The organism is Leptospira noguchii serovar Panama str. CZ214 (assembly GCF_000306255.2).
GTDB classification, from domain to species: Bacteria; Spirochaetota; Leptospiria; order Leptospirales; family Leptospiraceae; genus Leptospira; species Leptospira noguchii.
The window spans coordinates 35,571-53,041 of the sequence record NZ_AKWY02000024.1; the positions used below are offsets into that span (position 1 = coordinate 35,571).

Sequence of the window (17,471 nt, forward strand, 5' to 3'; positions counted from 1 at the left end):
CAATTAAAGTCAGTCTAACGTTCAAAAAAAGTAATTTATTTCCAAGATAAATATTACATTACAGTTTTTAGATTTTCTTTTTTATCTTATTTACATTTCTTTGATACATTTTAAAATTCATTCTGGATATGGCGGAATCTGAAAAAGTTTTTTGAAATTCCTCTTCGTTTAGAGTTAAAATTGATTCCGGATTTTCCTTTAAATAAGATCGAACTTTAAATTCTTCTAATCTAGTTTGAACTCCTTTTTTAAACGCTTTTACTCGATTCCAAGGACACACGTCTTGACATATATCACAACCCGCAAGCCATCCGTATGTATCCGGAATTTCTTCGGATGAATCTTCTAAAGTATGATGAGAAATACATTTTCCAGCGTCTATTTGATAAGGTTTTAATGCCCCGGTTGGACACGCGTCTATACACGCAGTACAAGTTCCGCAACGATCTTTGACCTGAACCCGAACTGTATAAATCGGTAAATCAGTAAGTATTACGGTTATAAAAAAGAAAGATCCAATTTCTGGATGAATCAAATTCGTGTTTTTTCCATTCCACCCAAGCCCTGCAAGCCTAGCTAAAACTTTTTCAGGAACCGGCAAAGAATCCACACCTTGACGAAAATGATGATTGGGATATTTTTTTTTAAAAGCTTGTATTATAGATTTTGCATGTCTTTTTAACACCCTATGGTAATCTTCGCCAATCGCATATTTAGAAAATCGAAACGACATTCCTTTTTGGACTTCTTCGTATTCCGGATCCTTATAAATTATTCCAAGTACAATTACGGACTGCGGATCAAAACCTAAATTCTTAAAATCTAAACGAAGATTCATATTCTTAGGATACCACTCCATCTTTCCGTGATTACCTTCCTTTACCCATAAAAGAATATTTTCTCTGTCTTCTTCCGGAATTTTGGCCTCACAAATCCCATAAAGATCAAAACCAGATCCTTCAATCAGAGTTTTGAATTCGGAAATTATTTCTTTACTTTCAATCATAAAGTGAATATAAATTGAATATGCAAAAAGAATTATCAGAAAATTCCAATTTTACAACCAAAGGCAAGGACATAACAATCTTTGCAAACTATCCAATTTCTATTTCTCGCTCAGACTTCATAACAGCAGCTCGTCTTACTCTATCGTCAGCGAGCATACAATTTGAAACTTTAAATTCTTCAGAACGAAGTCTTAAAAATAAGCATAAATTTTCCAAACAAATCATCTTTGCCTCCGTCTTAGGCGCACTCAAAGGTTTTGAAGAAAGAGATTTAAAACCATTTCACGTAAATCATAAACCTATTTTTGCAGAAATCGGTTCCGAAATTTTAAATACAGAATTCAATCCAATTTCAAACGAGGATAAAATCGAAATTCTTAAAAATGTCTTTGATTATGGAATCCGTAAAGTATATCACTTAGAATGGAAACTCTATACATCCAAGGAACTATATTAAAATTCTCTAATTGTTTCTTTTAACATGTTTTAACCGTTCAGCACTCGAACGTGTCTTTATAAAAATTCCGCCCCAAATATTATGATCAATCTCTTTGAATTTCCAACAAAAAGTGTTAGTTCCTACAGAAACCGTCGTATTGCATGATTTACGACTTTTTGACATTAGAGTTGTTGAAAAATTAATTCTCTATCTATTTCTGTTTTATGGAAATGGTCGACTAAAGCAGTTTTGTTAATCGCCACTATGGAATTTTTCAAAAACTCTATTATAATTTCCGTATAAGTCCCCACATTTTTGAGATAATCACAAAACGATAATTTCATTCAAAAAATCCGATGGAGCGCTACTTTTTTTATATTTCTAGTATATAGTGTATAACAAAAAAGAATTTTATAAAAATATTATATACTTTGAAATAATTTTTTAAGAGAAACTTAAAACTTTCACATTTTGATTATACTACGATTTTTATTTTAAATTTTAGACCAAAGTCTTAAAAATAAATTTTATACTGCGTAAAATAAAATTCCGGCAAAACTGATCAGTACAACCGCCTCTAAAATTCCAACTCCTACGTTTTGATCTCTGCTGATTTCTTCCTTCAAAGTGCTTCCGGGTAATATGACAGCGTCTGTCAAAAGTCTGACCGCAGGTATAACGAGTAGTCCAAGTATAAAATCTAAAAAGACCTGAAAAAGAGTATTTTCCATCGACACTATATCTTTGTGAAGCGCTCTCGCAATGATGATTCCAAGAGCGACTAACGCACCGCTATAAGAAATTCCGGAAGCTAAATTTTCTTTTTCTTTCAATTCCGAATCTAAGGAATAAGGTACAATCTTTCGGTACGCAAGTGTAAATACAATGAGCGCTATTTGACCTACGATAAAGAATACAATTCCTAATAAGGTCCCATCTAAAAGTTTTTGAACGGGTTCTAAAAGACCAGAATCTTTCCAAATCGAAAACGCAATTCCAGAATTTTCTCCACTCAGTGAAGCCGCTATGATAATCGAAGACGCAAGACTACTTCCAAATACTACGGCTCCAACGGCTACATTTCTTCCGGAATAAACGAGTTCATTAAAATCCAAACTTCGAAAGATCAACTTATCATTGATATAATAGGATAGATTGAGTAAAAATATCCCGAGAACCCCATAGTATAAAACCTGAAAACAATCCGAAAGAAAATCCGTACCGGGAGAAGATAGAATTACAAGCAGAATCAGAGTAAGGCCCAGATAATAACCAGACAAACCGGTTGATACCGCAGTATTATTTTTAACTACGATTTCCTGATCAAGATCTCCGGGTTCGATCCAGTCTTTGATTTTTTTACCGATATAAAATAGAATAAAACTGATTAAAAAAAATACTGCGTCTCTACCCAAAACACTCAGATAACCAAGTATCATTTCCATGAACGACAGATTAATCGGATACGGTTAAAATTTCATAGCCTTTTTCGGTAACTAGAACTGTATGTTCAAATTGAGCGGACCATTTACCGTCCTTTGTAGTCACGGTCCAATGATCTTCTTTGGAAAAATTTACCTGCCAGGTTCCCAGATTCACCATCGGTTCAACAGTAAAAACCATTCCAGGTTCTAGTTTGGCGAGTTTACGATTCTGACGAAAATGAGGAATTTGAGGGTCCTCATGAAAACCTCTTCCAATCCCATGCCCCATTAAATCTCTTACAATTCCATATCCCTTTGGAGTGAGAAAATCATCAATCGCGTTTGCAATATCGTGAACACGATTTCCAGGTCGTACTTGTTCGATCCCGATAAACATCGCTTTCTCCGTATCCTGAACTAAAGTTTTAACCTCAGGACTTGTATTACCTCCTACGATAAACGTACGAGATGAATCCCCATGATAACCATCCAAGATAGGAGTTACATCTATGTTAATAATGTCACCTTCTTTTAAGACTTCATTAGCTTTAGGAATTCCATGACATACAACTTGATTTACGGAAGTACAAATCGATTTAGGAAATCCTTTATAACCGAGCGGGGCGGATCTTGCCCCGTGCTTTTTAGTAAACTCCTCGCAGAGATCGTTCAACTGCAAAGTAGAAACACCCGGTTGAACGTAAGAGGAAATATAATCCAAAAGCCTAGCGGCCAGTTTCCCAGCCGCTCTCATTTTTTCGATTTCGCTCTTGTTTTTAATAAAGATCAAATCGAATTAGAAATCTGTCGGACGAACAGTACTTCTTTTATTGGATTCAGTACGTTTCACCGCATCGTCGATCAGTTGATGAATTTTATCATTCAAACCGTCAATCGCATCTCCGGAAGTCATAAATCCTTTAGACTTGATATAAGCCTTTACTTTACTTGTTACGATCAGGGTTTCCCTTTCGACATTCTTTCCAGCCATTGAGTTCTTCCTCTCTGTCTTAGTTTTCTTCTTTTGTGCCATCTTCAATATTGCTCCGGTTCATGGTCGTCCAGTTTGTTTTTGTTCCGTTTTGATCTCAGTTTGCATTCTCTCTAGAAACCCGGAAAAGAACAATCTTTTAGAACTTTCCCCTTCGCGACCTTACCTTTGTTTTAAAAAAAATGATACCATAACTTTAAAAGCAGATTCAAATCCAATCACTTGGATCCAATTCAAAATAAAATGAGACATAGAACTCGCGTTAAGAGCCGTCAAGAAATATTTCATTTCTTTTTAATAGACTCACTTTGTAAAATCGTATTCACAAGACCGGTCTCTAAATTTAATTTTTCCGCAATCGTTTCAGCGGGCCATTGAAAGTTATGATACAAATTGAGTACGGTAGCCTTCTTTCTTTGGATCAGATGATCCTTAGAAGAATCTTTTGGTTTACCCGAATTAGAAACCGCATCTAAAAAACCGGAAAGTTTTTCAAACTTATCGTCCGCTTCTCCTAAAAGTCCTTCCAAATCATCCTTAACGACCATAGCACCGTTCTTTAAATCTTCCATACGATGTTGTAAGGTGGAAATTTGTTTATGCCTTTCCGAAAGATCCACCATCAGATCTTCTATCTTTTCAAACTTAGCCTCTACAGAACGGATCTCTTCTTTTTTGCGGAACAAGGATTCGATTCGATCATCTGTTTTACGAACAGTTTCTGCAATTTCCTTTTCTCTCGCTTCTAAAATTTCAACGTCGTTTTGAATAGAATAAAGTTTATTTGTAATACCTTTAGCAGATTCTTTATGAACTTCCGTTTCTTCAAAAAGCACCTTCACTTCTTCTCTAACAGACTCTAAGGTTTCCAGTCTGGCAGAAATATCTCCGAAAGTTTCTTCCATTTCCAGGGCCTTTTCACCCGCTTCTAAAAGTTTTGTAAACGTATCCTGCCATTCAGAAGACTTTCTTTGAAGTTCCTCAAAATCGGATCGTAATAAATCCGAAGATTCTTTGATAGAATGAAAAGAATCCAATTTAAGTTTGAGATCTTCGGTTTCTTGAACGAGAGAATATTTTAAATTTTGTAATTCGTTTAATTTTTGACCGAGTTCGCTTAACAACGGAGTCTGTTCGTCGGCTCTAGAAAGTAACTCTTCCATCGTTTGAATATAAACATCAGTTCGTTCCACTATCTCGCTGGCTTTTTGAAAGAGTTCCATCTTTTCTCCGAATTCATCCATCTTATCGGTAATTTCTTCTACGGAAGAACGTAAGTTTTCGGATTCTTCTTGGATTTCAGAAATGAGATTCTGTTTTGAGTTACGGATTTCTTCCAGATCTCGTTTCAGATTGATTTGAAGTTCTTTATATTCAACCATCGAAACGTCAAACTCTTCTTTACCCGAACGAAGAATTTCCTTAGCGGCGGCTTCCATATCATACAACTGATTTTGAAGTTGTTGTTGAAAACCTTTCATCTGATCGTCGTTATCTTTACGGGAATTTTTAAGAGACTCTTCTAAGTTCTTTTTTACATCTAAAATATATTTACTAATTCTATCTTCCAGCTGGCCCAGTTGTAGTTGACCTTTGTCCATTAAAGAAGTGAGTTGTTTAGAAATTTTAGAGTCTATGGTTTCATTTAAACGACTGATTTTTTCCTCTTGTTTTTCAAAAAACGCTTCTGCGGAATCTCTCAAACGATCTAACACACGTTCGGCGTCTTTACTTGAATTTTCAAGATTAGATTCTACGTTGTTTTTAATTTTTTCGGCGTGAATCTCTAAAACCTTTTCGTTCTTTTTAACGATCTGTTCCATCTTATCGATAGTTCCAGAAAACTCTACTCGAAGAGTCTGTAAAATTTCGTTTCCTTCTTCTTTAATATGACGCAGAGATTCTCCAAGACGATCGGAAACTAAATCCCCTTCCTTTTGAAAATTAGATTTATAACGAGAAACAAATTCTTCGATTTTATCTTTTTGAATCGAATATTCATTTTTAAATTCTTCTAAAAGTTCTTTACCTTCTATATGAACGTCTCCTAATTTTTCCTGAAGACGACCCATTTGATCCTGTGCGTTTAATCGAATATTTCCAAGTTCCTCTTCCCAATAACGACTTAAATTTTCAAATCTTTGATCGATTTTACGAACTTCTTCGTCCACGGTTCCAGAAAGAAGATCTACTTTTTCTTCCACTTGTGCCATCAAATCACCTGCGCTGGACTCCATCGCGGCTTGAAGATCTCCAAGATAAGAATCCACGTCTTTAATCCGAGTAGAAATTTGTTTATCTAGTGTTTCGATGGATTGACGCACAACCTCCAAGTCTTGTCGGATCAGAGCCGAACGTTCGGAATGAAGTTTAGAAAGTTCTAAATCGAATTCGTCTTTGAGAGAAACAATTCCTTGAATTGTTTTTTCTTTGGCGTCTTCTTTTGCCATTTCTAGAGTAGAATGAAATTCCTTAAAACCCAATAGAATTTCTTTTTTCAAAACGTCTGCGTCGTTTCTAAGATTACTACTGATACGGTTAAACTCTTCTTCAAATGTATCGATCTGACGTAACAATTCAGACTTACGTGCATCCGCCTGACGAAGAAGTTTGTTTTCAGCTTCTAAATATTTTTCTTGGAAAAATTGAATCGATTCGTTAATCGATTCCGCCTGACGTCTTGTTTCGTTGAGAATTTCGTCTCTACGAGTCATGGTTTCTAAACTCATCCCTTCTATTTCTCTACGAATAGAATCCACTTCCAACTTAACACCGTTGATAAACGCTTCCTTGGAATGAGTTACTTGTTCTAAAATTCGATCTAATTTTTCCTGAGAGGATTTTTCGGCCAGTTTAGCCATTTCCTCTAGTTTACGATCTGCGGCTTCTGATTTTTCCTCGATACGCAAATCCAAACGTTCCAATTTATCGCTTACGGTTAAAAATACGGTTTGTAATTTTTCCGATCTAAGATCCCAGTCTTCTTCTTTATTTCGAATGGTTTCAAAAAGAGAAGTTATTTCTGAGCGAAGCTGCTCTACTCTACCAACGGATTCACGCATTAGAGAATTAGAATGTGCTTCCAGACCTTCTTTATAATTTACAGCGATGGAATTTAAACCTTGATCGATCTTATCGTTTTTAATTTCCAATAACTCTTCTAACTCTACGATTTTAGAAGCGAGAGATTGTAATAGTTCGTCGGAACGAAGGTTTACTTTATCGGAAAAAACTTCTAAAATCGCCTCTGCTTCAGACCGTAGATCCAAAATTTTCTGATCTAAAAGTTGGATTTCTTTTTTGCCAGACTCCATTCTAAGAAGTCCTTGTTGAATCGCGTTGGATTCTTCTCTGATCTCGGAAGAAAGTTGTACAACTTCTTTGAGATCACGCGCAACCGAATCTAAAAAGTCCCGATTGGTTTTGATAGATTCCAACAATTGTCTGGATTCTTCGTTAAGAGAATGTACTTCATTTGCAAGTTTACGAGTTTGTTTGAGACTAATTTCTAGATCAATTCCAGCGTCTTTTACGGAACCAATCTTTTCGAGCGCAATACCGTTTAATTCTTCTTGAACTTTTCCGGTAAAACGTTTGATCTGACTGAGTTTATAGTTGGATTTATCTAGCCTTCGAAGAAGGATTGTAATTCCTACACTGGCTATAAACGGCAGGAGTAACTCTATTCCCATTGAATTTTATTTACCTATATAAGAAGAACTCGTTGTTTTGAAAAAACTCAGGAAACTTTTTTCCTTCCATGAAATAGGAAAGATTTTAAAACATAAATTTTATGTAATCATCCCAACTTCAAAGTTCGGATGTTTTAAAAAAAAGCACATTCCTTGAGTTACAAAGTCTCCAAAAACATTATGTCTCATCAAATTACGATTGACTATTCGAAAGATCGCAAAAAGAGCAAGAAAAAATTAAATTATGTTTAAAAAAAAGCCCTATTCCGGTTTTTCGTCGGTTTATGACACAGTGATGAAAGAGGTAGATTACAAACGTTGGTCGGAATTTATACTCTCTTCTTATGGAAACCATTCAGAAAAAATTCTACCAAAAACGGTTTTAGATCTGGGATGTGGAACCTGTAGACTTTGGGAAGAATTTCCAAAAAACACATTCTTTACCGGAATTGATATAAGTGAAGAAATGCTTGCAATCGCTAAAAAAAAAGAGATTTCCGGAGAATGGATTTGTTCCGACTTACTCGATTTAGACCTAAAGGGAAAAAAATTCGACCTCATACTTTCCACACACGACACTCTCAATTACTTAAAAGACGAAACAGATTTAAAAAAAGTTTTTTCTAAAGTACGGACCCACTTAAAACCCAAAGGGCTTTTCTTTTTTGATCTGAGTAGTCTATATAATTTTAAAAATCATTTCGACGGACATAAATTCATAGAGAGAACCGGAAATTATAGAATCGAATGGAAAAATCGATTTCTAAAAACTTCAAACGTTTTAGAATCCACACTCACCTTCTTTCATAAAAAATCCAAAGAAGAATTTTCGGAAACCCATAGACATACATATTTCCCAAGGGATACGGTTCAAAATCTACTTTTAGAATGTGGACTTATACTTTTAGAAGAAGGTTCCGATTATAAAGATTGGATTATTGAAGAAGACGCTTCTCTTGTAAATTATCTGTCTGGAATTTCAGAAATCAATTTACGAAATCGACTTCATAAACATAAGTTTTAAGACACTCACGTCAAAATCTAACAAAAGGGAATAGAGTTTTCATTTCAAAGTAAAAAAATTCTAGAAAAACCATATGTCAAAATTCAAAATTGATGGAAAGTTCGCAAAGATAACGATCGATACCGTTGTAATCGATGGCTATGATAAAATTTTCGACGAGGTAACTCAAAGCGCATCTAAAGGTGCAATTTTAGACGCGGAGTTTCTTTTAGAAGCGGTTAAAAAAATAACTTCTAGCGGAATCGCAAAACTACTCACTGTAAAAAACAGAATGGATCACTACGGAGTAAAAATGAAAATCAAAGATTTAAATCCGGATCTTTTAGAAGTTTTGAAAAAATTCAAAGTGGATGATAAATTAGGACTTTAAAGTTTTTGAAAAAAGATTGCTTCATTTTGTAAACTTTTAGAAACCTATGACAAATCCCGATGGGAACAATTTCAGTCAGCCAACTTTCAAAATCCTTTGCGAACAAAAACGCAATTTCCAATCTTAATTTCGAAATTCCAAAAGGAAGAATCACCGGTTTACTTGGACCCAACGGCGCGGGTAAAACTACCACCTTAAGATTGTTAACCGGCTCTCTACATCCGGACAAAGGAAAGATACAATACGACGGTTTTGATTTTTCTGAAAACAAAATCGAAATCCAAAAAAAAATCGGTTATCTTTCCGAATCCTCTCCTATTTATTGGAATCTTACAGTTTTTGAATATCTTTCCTTTTTAGGGAAGGCAAAAGGAATTTTAAAAAAAAATCTAAAAGAAAAAATCGATTTTGTTTCCTCAATTTTGCAATTGGAAGCGGTTCTATATAGTCCGATCGGTTTTCTTTCGAAAGGGTTTCGTCAAAGAGTTGCTCTGGCCGGGAGTCTCATTCAAGATCCTGAATATATTTTTTTGGACGAACCCAGTTCCGGCTTGGACCCGATTCAAATTGTGGAATTAAAAAAACTAGTTCGTACATTAGGAAAAACGAAAACGATTCTTTTTTCTTCGCACATCCTACAAGAAGTAGAAGAACTATGCGATCACGTTCTCATTTTATACGAAGGAAAATTGATTTCCGATCATTCTTTAGTTTCTATTTATCAGAATAGACCTTGTTTGGTGTTAGCAAAAACGGATCCGGATACTTTTAAAAGTTTTTTTTCACTTACGGATTACGAGATAGAAACTACCGGAAGAACGGAGAATTCTTTTTTAGAATTTAGAATCCAATCCCAAAAATCGTCCTCGGAAGAAATCTTTCAAATTTTAAAAAACGCAAATTTTCCCATCCGATCTATAGGTCCGGAAAAAAATTCATTAGAATCCGTTTTTAAATCTTTAACAAAAAACAATCAAAATGAAACTTTTTAAATTTAGTAAAACATTCTTTTTGAATATTCAAACCGTATTTTCGAAAGAATTTTCAATTTATTTTAATTCTCCTGTCGGATCAATTTTTGCTTCGTTTTTTTTATTTTTGACCTCGTTCCTGTTTTTTTTCGGATTAGGAGAAGGTTCTTTCTGGGACTTTAAATCGGCAAGTATGGAAACGTATTTTTTTTTGATTCCGATTTTATACGTAATTTTTATCCCCGCCCTTTCTATGGGTCTTTGGTCCGAAGAAGAACGCTCCGGAACTTTAGAAATTCTTTTCTCCCTTCCTTTGAAAGACGTAGAATTGGTATTGGGAAAATTTTTAGCGGCTTGGAGTTTTTTAGGATTTGTTCTTTCATTTACTTTTTTAATTCCCGCCACGATTTTTTATTTAGGGGATTTGGATCTAGGAATCACGTTTGCAGGTTACTTAGGAATTTTTCTTTTAGGCGGTGCCAATCTTGTTTTGGGAAGTTTTGTATCTTCTTTGACCAAGGACCAGATCAGTTCTTATCTATTAGGACTTATTCTTTGCCTTTTCTTTTTTTTATTGGGATATAGACCTTTGCTTCAATTTTTAGGAACTGGTCAAATTTCTTTTTTTTCTCTTTCCAAACATTTTGAACCGTTTCGTCTCGGAATCTTGGATGGAAGAGAGATTTTCTTTTTTCTCAGCTTTATTCTTTTATTTATATATATAAATATTCTAATACTAAGGTCTAAGAGATGATCTTTAAAATCAGAACTTTACTGATCCGTTTTAATTCCAACCCCTGGTTCCTACTCTCTCAGACTTTTTTTATATTTTTATTTTTGAACTTAATCGTATCTAAATTGGATTGTAAAAAAGATCTTTCCCGATCTGGCCGTTTCGAAATCAGCGAAAGTTCTCGAAAGATATTTCGAAATCTACATTCTCCGCTTTATATAGACGCTTATTATTCTTCTAAAATTCCCGGGGAATACAAGGTGCGTCTAGATCTAACCAAAGAATTATTAAGCGAAATTGCTTCTTCGGGTAAACAAAATGTTATATTACGTTTTCATGATCCTAGCGAATCCGCAGAAATAGAAAAAAAAGCGATCGAGGCCGGAATCACACCGCAGATTTTAGAAAAACAAGAAAGGGGCGCCTCTCAAATCAGACAAGTTTTTTTTGGAATGACCTTAACTTTAGAAACCGAAAAGAAAACGATTCCATTTGCATTTTACGCAGAAGAAATAGAATATCAAATTCTAACAACTCTCAAAAAAATGATTCGTAAACCAGAAGACGTAAAAATCGGAATTCTATCACTTCCGGAAAGTTTATCCACCGTATTCTCTGGTTTTGAAAACGGAAAAGATACGATCGGAATTTTTACCGATCAAATATTAAAAGAAGAATACGGAATCGTTCCGGAAATTCGTATTGAGGAAGAAGAAATCCCAAATTCAATTAATACTCTTCTTTGGATTGGAGGAGGAACGTTATCCGAAATATCTTCTTATAGATTAGATCAATTTTTAATGCGAGGGGGAAATTTAATTCTTCTTTTTAAGTCCATGGACTTCCGCTTAGCCCCTTCAAACCGAGAAAACGGAATCGGAATGGACTCAATTAGTCCCGGCATTGCCAAACCTACCTCTTATATCGAAGAACAAAATAGTATTTTCGAATATTACGGATTTAGAGTGAATACGGATCTAGTCTTAGATCCAAATCATTCTCTTCCCATAGGCTCTTTGATGGAAGTAGAACCGGGGGTAATAGGAAAATACGCCTATCCTCCTTGGATTCTTGCCGGAAGTTCTGACCAAATGTTAAGCGAAGTGAGTCAGTTCACAAGTCCGTTTCAAAATTTACTTCTACCTTGGATTTCTAGCATAACACTTTTTCCGGATAAACAACCTAAGGTAAAAATGGAAACGGTTCTTTCCTCTTCCGAAAAAGCGGAGATCCGGTCCTCAGTGGTGGCAATCGGTGAAAAACAAATCCTTGCAAATCCAATTCGAAGCGGAGGTAAAAAAATCACTTTGGGCGCTACGTTGGAAGGAAGTTTCAAGTCTCGTTTTAATTCCGTTCCAAAAACATTAAAAAAATCGAATTCTTTTCTTAAACAAACCTTAGAAGGTAAAACCACTAAAATTCTTGTAATTGGATCCCCTTATTTAGTATCAGATCTTTTAACCCTTCCAGAGACAAGAAAGATATATCAAGAATCAAATATTCCATTTTTATTAAATTCTTTCAATATATTCGAAGGTGATACGGATTTAATGCAAATCCGAGGAAAAAAATCTGCTTTTTTAAAACTTAATCCATTTTCTGAAACCGAAAAAAACATATTTAATTTTCTGAATATTATCGGAATCCCCGCTCTTTTGGGGCTTTATACCTTTTTAAGGATTTACCGTAGAAACTCTACACAAAACAAAAACTTTTTATCATGAAATTTTTGGAAAAAATTTTTACTACAATTTATAACTTTATAAAAAAAGAAACTGCCTTGAGCCTGATTCTGACAAATTTGGTTTTATGTTCTATCTATGTTCTTAACTCTGATCCTTTCAAATTTTTTCAAAGAACATACTCTAACGCAGATCCATTTTTTCCTTTTAAAAGAAACGAAATCGATAGGATTCAAATCGGCAGAAAAGAACACGAGACGATTCTCAAAAAAAACAAAGGAAACTGGTCTGTACAAATTCGAGAAATCGAAACAAGACCTGATTTAGAAAAAACTTTTTCTTTTTTAAATACAATCTTAAGAATCAGAAAGTTCACTAAAATTTCATCAGCCATCGATTCTAAAAAATTCGGTTTCAACGGAGAAGAACTAAAATTAGAAATTCAAACCGAATCCGGAGAAATCGGAAAATTAGACATAGGAATTTCTAAAAACGGAACCTTTGTAAAAGAACCGAACACTGGAGAAATCTGGATTGTAGAAGAAAATTTAAATTCAATTTTAGGACGCGGAAACGAAAACTTCTTCCTTTCCAATTTTTTATTTCCTGAAAATATAGATACACAAGAAATTCATACTATTCTAATCTATAATTCACAGAACAAAAATATGACGTTCAAAACAGAACGAACCGAAAACGGAATTTGGAAACCACTTTCCTCCGTTTTTTATTTTTGTCCGGGCCAAGATTGTTCCGAAGTTGTACATAAAATTTTTTCATTAAAAGCGGAAAGGATTTTAAAAAAACCGTTCGAAGAAAAAATTATTCCTTTAAATCCCAATAAACGTTTTAGAATCGAAGTACGTTTTCGTTCGGATCAAAATTCTTTTTTAGTTTTGGAATGGATTGGAAATACGATTCATAATGAACCTATATTTAGATCGGATTCGGATTCGATTTTATACGTGATAAATCCAGAATTTTTACGGGAATTTCGAGAAACTTCCGAGAATAAAAACTTTTTTATAGAAGAATCGGATCCAATTTAAATTCTTTTTAAATTTAAATCAATTGAATATAAAAAGAATCAAAAATTACACATACTATAAACGAAGTTGTATTACAACTTCAGAACATTATTGATAGACATTCAAGTTATACACGTTTTAGGAAAAGATACGTTGAATTTTTTAAGCGAAGTTTTGTAAAATTTATATTCCATTTCAAGAATATTTTTTAGAGTTTCAATTTCAAAAATCTATCAAAATCGATTGTTTAAACTCAAAGAACCATAGCTCACCTTTTCAATTGAAAAAACAATTTGAATCTCTCAGTTTTTTTAAAATCGTTTGTAGCGCACAAAATTTTATAAGTAGTAAGTTCGTTCAACTTAACGGATTCTCTATTGACATCCTAAGGGCCTTCCATTTTATTTCATAAGAAAACTAAAAATTAGGATAAAAGTATGGCTTTGATCGAAGAATTTGAATCTCAAGGAAATTTTCTATTTCGCTGGAGATCCTATGTCCCAGGAGTCATCTTAGTTCTTTGCCTCGGACTTTTACCATTCTATCAATTTCCTGGGAATTCTTACATCTATCATTTATACTATCAATCTTTCTGTTTTGCGATTAGCCTTTTGGGACTTTCGATACGTAGTTTTGTAATTGGTTATGCGCCCGCAAGGACTTCGGGAAGAAATACAAAAGAACAAGTTGCAGACTTAGTCAACCAAGAAGGAATTTATTCTCTCATTCGTCATCCTTTGTATGTTGGAAACTTTTTAATGTATTTAGGTGCCGTTTTATTTTTAAAAAATTTTTTAATCGCATCCGTATTTGTTCTTTTTTTCTGGGTATATTACGAAAGAATTATGTTTGCAGAAGAACAATTCCTGCGTAAGAAATTCGGAGAGGCTTATCTTTCTTGGGCAAATACAGTGCCTGCGTTTATTCCTAAATTCAGTGGTTATAAAAAACCTGTCCTTTCTTTTTCGATTCGAAATGTAATTAAAAGGGAATATCCGAGTCTTTTCGGAATTTTAGTTATTTTCAGCGTTTTTGATTTAGTGTCTGTTTACTTTAACGAACCAGTCAGTAATTTTATGGAAGCGATTCGTCTTCCTCAAATCATTCTATTCGGCGGTGGTCTCATCTTTTACGTCTTGGTAAGAATTATCGTAAAAACTACAAAACTTTTACATGTAGATGGTCGCTAAAACAATCTATTGAATGACATTTTCAGAATAGAAAACCAAACAAACTTAGTTTCTTTTAGCCGAAATTACTTTAATAGTAAAGATTCGTTTGAGTTTCTATAATCACTCCGAGAATTCAGCATAATAATCGTTTTCAGATTGATCATGTCGAACTCACGTTAAGCAAAGATCAAGTATTTTGAAATGACTTGTAATGATTTAGAAATTATCTCAAAATTTCAAAAAGTATAATATTTTATTTTTATAAAATATTTATGGTTTTTTTTCTTAAAGTTAAAAAGAAATCTCTAAGTTGAAAATGTTCGAGAAGAATTTTCCAAATAAGATTTCAAATGACTCGTTTCTTTTGTAAAAAATAATGGAACCGGATAATTCGTTTTAGAAGGAATCAAAACGATTCCCTCGTCAAAAAAAAGAATCTTTTCAATTTCGGAAAATGAATACTTATAACTACTATTTAGGGCTTCAAAAGAAAAAGAGTCCCTACTCTCGTTCAACTTACCCGGACCGATTCGTTTTAAACCTTTCCATTTATCGGGAGTTAAATTTTCTTTTTTATCCGCAAGTTTTTCAAACGGAAATTCTCGATTTTGATCTAAATATAAAATCCCTTCGATTTCAAAACGAACTTCTCTAATTTCTTCCTCTTGGAGTTTTTGTTCTCTTTCTTTAGGAACGGGTTCTTCTAAAACTTCAATTCCGGAATGAGAAAATTTTTCTTCTTCTTCATAAGTAGATTCAGGCGGAGAAGATTCTAAAACTTGGTTCTTTTTTGGGATCCTTCTTCCTTCTACAAATAAGTTTTCCAAATGTTTTTGTTTTTCGATCTGTTCCCAACTAGGAGTTTTTTTTGAAGCAGCCAGAATCTCTGCTCCCCTACGTCCAGGTTCGTTCTGATAATTTCCCTTTGACTTAAAGCCCAACTTCTCTCGATCCGAACTAGGATTTAAAGAAACATAAATAAAACAAAGAAGTCCAACTAAAACGAGTGTGATCGCGATCAAGAGCATCATTTTATGTATCTGTCGATCAGACCGGTTTCTGAAGCGTTTTTCTCACTTTTCTCCTTTACAGAAATATTCCTTCACAAACCCTTTCAGTTTATTGATACAATCATGGAATTAGAAAACGTTTCACTCAAAGACAAGATCATCCGCGCTGTGGTCGGTTTTTTTCTTTTTATACTTGTAGGTGGTTTGATCATCACCTTTCTACCCGGAGACGCCGAAAAGAGCTTTTTTGACGTAATTTCCGGTAAATCCAATGTAGACGCTGGTAAAATCGGGGACTATTCCATCCCGATAGATTATTACCAAGCCGCTAAAAGAGAATGTTATTTTCAATATAGAAACATAGCACCTTCTCTTGCAGAGGACCCCTCTACTCTTCAATCCTGTGCATTTCAGACGATCCGCAGTTTAGTAGTGACCGAACAAATTGCAAAAGCGACAGGATTTTCCGTTTCCGAAACTGGAATTCGAGAAGAACTTTCCGATGAAGCTCGTAGGATTTATAGAGAATCCGTAAATGGGGCCGGATATTCGGACGATGAAGTGCGTAAACCAGAAGCCATCTACAAACAAATTTTAAATTCCGCTCCGATGCAATATAGAATCGATCGTAAAAACGCAAGTGTTATCTACGACGCTCTTCTTAATTCAGATTTAAAAAAGACCGATGGAGAAATTGCAGTTCAAAAAGAGTCCACTTCTACCCGATTTCGACTTAGGATCGTGTCTTATACGGATGATCAACTTTCTAAACTCGCAGAAAAAGAAGCTCCTATTTCCGAAGAAATTTTGCGAGCCAAATACGAAAACGAAAAGAAAGAAGGAAAACTACCTAAAAACACAGAAGGAAAAGAAATTTCTTTTGAAGAAAGAAAAAATTTCCTCAAGAGCAAACTACTTCTCGAAATACGTTCTAAATCCCAAGAAGAATGGAAAGATAGACTTAAAACCATCCAACAAGAGCCGGACGGACTCTCTAAAATTGCGTCTTTGTTAGGCGCCAATATTCAAGAATTGAAAGACCAGTCCCTTTTGGATCTATGGGAATTAAAATCAGGAAATCAAAATATCCGGCTCGGAAGTAACACTCAATTCCTTAAAGATTTGACAACCGTTGCCTTTGGTTCTAAAAAAGTCGGGGGCCCTTACAGAGAATCCGAAAAAAATGTTTTTGTAGAATTTGCTTCCTTGGAAATCAATTCGTCTAAGATCAATAATTCCCAAGGGTCCAATTTGAAAGACAATCCAAACCTAATGAACGGGTTTGTTATGGAAATCAATCAGGCGCTTCAGGAAAAATATCCGATTGAACGAAGGATCGGTCAAAAGGCAGAAGAATAATGCAAATTCGGGCAGAATTGGTAAACCCATTTTTAGAAGCGGCTACGATCGTTTTTAGAGACGTTCTGAAAACCGATTTGATCCGTGGCAAGATAGGAATCAAAGATAACCCGGAAACCAATCTGGAACTTTCCATTGTGATCGGAGTGATTGGAACATTCAACGGAGAAGTGGTCTATGGTCTCAACTACGACGCCGCTTATAAAATTGCTGGAGTTTTGATGCCTGGGATGAGCGAACAGGAAATCAAAAACGAATATAAAGACATTTTAGGTGAAATTGCAAATATGACCACCGGTAATGCAATGAACATTTTTGCAAGTTCCGGTCAATCGATAGAAATCACCGCACCGAATATAGTAGATTCTAAAAGTGAAACTTTGAAAATTCCTAGAAAACCTTCTTTGGGAATCAGTTTATTTTCCAAATTCGGAAAATTAGACGTAAACGTTTCTCTTACATAAGAAAAACTGTCCAAAGCTACAACAGTTTTTTGCAACTTGATCTTTCTAATTAAGTACAGTAGAGTTGTGGAAAGACTAATTCTTTATCTACTTCTGTTTTTGGAA

The 17,471-nt window shown here is 34.5% G+C and carries 16 protein-coding genes; 10 read left to right on the top strand and 6 right to left on the bottom strand.

Going from position 1 to position 17,471, the window contains the following annotated elements; genetic code table 11:
• Positions 1-67 precede the first annotated feature (67 nt).
• Positions 68-1,006, bottom strand: coding sequence for a tRNA epoxyqueuosine(34) reductase QueG (gene queG / locus LEP1GSC059_RS13865; protein WP_020980965.1), 939 nt, complete (start codon positions 1,004-1,006; stop codon positions 68-70).
• Positions 1,007-1,026: 20 nt separating this feature from the next.
• Between queG and LEP1GSC059_RS13870 the strand changes: the two genes are divergently transcribed.
• Positions 1,027-1,464 (top strand): LIC_11502 family protein, encoded by a 438-nt coding sequence (locus LEP1GSC059_RS13870; protein ID WP_017214318.1) that lies wholly within the window; start codon positions 1,027-1,029, stop codon positions 1,462-1,464.
• A 509-nt stretch (positions 1,465-1,973) separates the two neighbouring features.
• Here LEP1GSC059_RS13870 and LEP1GSC059_RS13875 read toward each other — a convergent pair.
• The 4 genes from LEP1GSC059_RS13875 to LEP1GSC059_RS13890 all read right to left on the bottom strand — a co-directional run bounded on the left by LEP1GSC059_RS13875 (position 1,974) and on the right by LEP1GSC059_RS13890 (position 7,553).
• Positions 1,974-2,891 carry a DUF350 domain-containing protein gene (locus LEP1GSC059_RS13875; RefSeq protein WP_002176130.1) on the bottom strand — a complete coding sequence of 306 codons (918 nt, stop codon included), beginning with the start codon at positions 2,889-2,891 and terminating at the stop codon, positions 1,974-1,976.
• A gap of 10 nt (positions 2,892-2,901) precedes the next feature.
• A complete protein-coding gene (gene map, locus LEP1GSC059_RS13880; RefSeq protein ID WP_002176166.1) occupies positions 2,902-3,660 on the bottom strand; it encodes a type I methionyl aminopeptidase in 759 nt (252 codons plus the stop codon).
• A 6-nt stretch (positions 3,661-3,666) separates the two neighbouring features.
• Positions 3,667-3,861, bottom strand: coding sequence for a hypothetical protein (locus LEP1GSC059_RS13885; RefSeq protein ID WP_002176128.1), 195 nt, complete (start codon positions 3,859-3,861; stop codon positions 3,667-3,669).
• Positions 3,862-4,145: 284 nt separating this feature from the next.
• Positions 4,146-7,553: a SpiroCoCo family coiled-coil protein gene (locus tag LEP1GSC059_RS13890; RefSeq protein WP_017214323.1), complete on the bottom strand. Its 3,408-nt coding sequence runs from the start codon at positions 7,551-7,553 to the stop codon at positions 4,146-4,148.
• Between the two features lie 244 nt (positions 7,554-7,797).
• On the opposite strand from LEP1GSC059_RS13890, the gene LEP1GSC059_RS13895 reads away from it, so the two are divergent.
• The 7 genes from LEP1GSC059_RS13895 to lmtA all read left to right on the top strand — a co-directional run bounded on the left by LEP1GSC059_RS13895 (position 7,798) and on the right by lmtA (position 14,551).
• Positions 7,798-8,577, top strand: a complete 780-nt coding sequence (locus LEP1GSC059_RS13895) for a class I SAM-dependent DNA methyltransferase (RefSeq protein WP_017214324.1) — start codon at positions 7,798-7,800, stop codon at positions 8,575-8,577.
• Between the two features lie 73 nt (positions 8,578-8,650).
• Positions 8,651-8,947, top strand: coding sequence for an STAS domain-containing protein (locus tag LEP1GSC059_RS13900; protein WP_002176143.1), 297 nt, complete (start codon positions 8,651-8,653; stop codon positions 8,945-8,947).
• 59 nt (positions 8,948-9,006) lie between these two features.
• Positions 9,007-9,939, top strand: coding sequence for an ABC transporter ATP-binding protein (locus LEP1GSC059_RS13905; RefSeq protein WP_020980962.1), 933 nt, complete (start codon positions 9,007-9,009; stop codon positions 9,937-9,939).
• A complete protein-coding gene (locus tag LEP1GSC059_RS13910) occupies positions 9,926-10,672 on the top strand; it encodes an ABC transporter permease (RefSeq protein WP_020980960.1) in 747 nt (248 codons plus the stop codon). Before LEP1GSC059_RS13905 ends, LEP1GSC059_RS13910 begins: the two co-directional genes overlap by 14 nt.
• On the top strand, positions 10,669-12,375 hold the full coding sequence (locus LEP1GSC059_RS13915; protein WP_020980976.1) for a Gldg family protein: 1,707 nt from the start codon (positions 10,669-10,671) through the stop codon (positions 12,373-12,375). Before LEP1GSC059_RS13910 ends, LEP1GSC059_RS13915 begins: the two co-directional genes overlap by 4 nt.
• Positions 12,372-13,382 (top strand): DUF4340 domain-containing protein, encoded by a 1,011-nt coding sequence (locus LEP1GSC059_RS13920; protein ID WP_017214326.1) that lies wholly within the window; start codon positions 12,372-12,374, stop codon positions 13,380-13,382. Before LEP1GSC059_RS13915 ends, LEP1GSC059_RS13920 begins: the two co-directional genes overlap by 4 nt.
• Before the next feature lie 416 nt (positions 13,383-13,798).
• Complete coding sequence (lmtA, locus tag LEP1GSC059_RS13925) at positions 13,799-14,551, top strand: lipid A Kdo2 1-phosphate O-methyltransferase (RefSeq protein WP_002176160.1); 753 nt, start codon at positions 13,799-13,801, stop codon at positions 14,549-14,551.
• Positions 14,552-14,838: 287 nt separating this feature from the next.
• Here lmtA and LEP1GSC059_RS13930 read toward each other — a convergent pair whose 3' ends face one another.
• The gene (locus tag LEP1GSC059_RS13930) at positions 14,839-15,564 is read right to left on the bottom strand and encodes an LIC_11490 family protein (protein ID WP_002176176.1); all 726 of its coding nucleotides are present in this window, start codon (positions 15,562-15,564) and stop codon (positions 14,839-14,841) included.
• 3 nt (positions 15,565-15,567) lie between these two features.
• Here LEP1GSC059_RS13930 and LEP1GSC059_RS13935 point away from each other — a divergent pair, with 3 nt between their 5' ends.
• Positions 15,568-16,902, top strand: coding sequence for a SurA N-terminal domain-containing protein (locus LEP1GSC059_RS13935; protein WP_017214328.1), 1,335 nt, complete (start codon positions 15,568-15,570; stop codon positions 16,900-16,902).
• Positions 16,902-17,366, top strand: coding sequence for a chemotaxis protein CheX (locus tag LEP1GSC059_RS13940; RefSeq protein ID WP_001167022.1), 465 nt, complete (start codon positions 16,902-16,904; stop codon positions 17,364-17,366). The genes LEP1GSC059_RS13935 and LEP1GSC059_RS13940 overlap by 1 nt, the downstream gene beginning before the upstream one ends.
• The last annotated feature ends 105 nt before the right edge of the window (positions 17,367-17,471 follow it).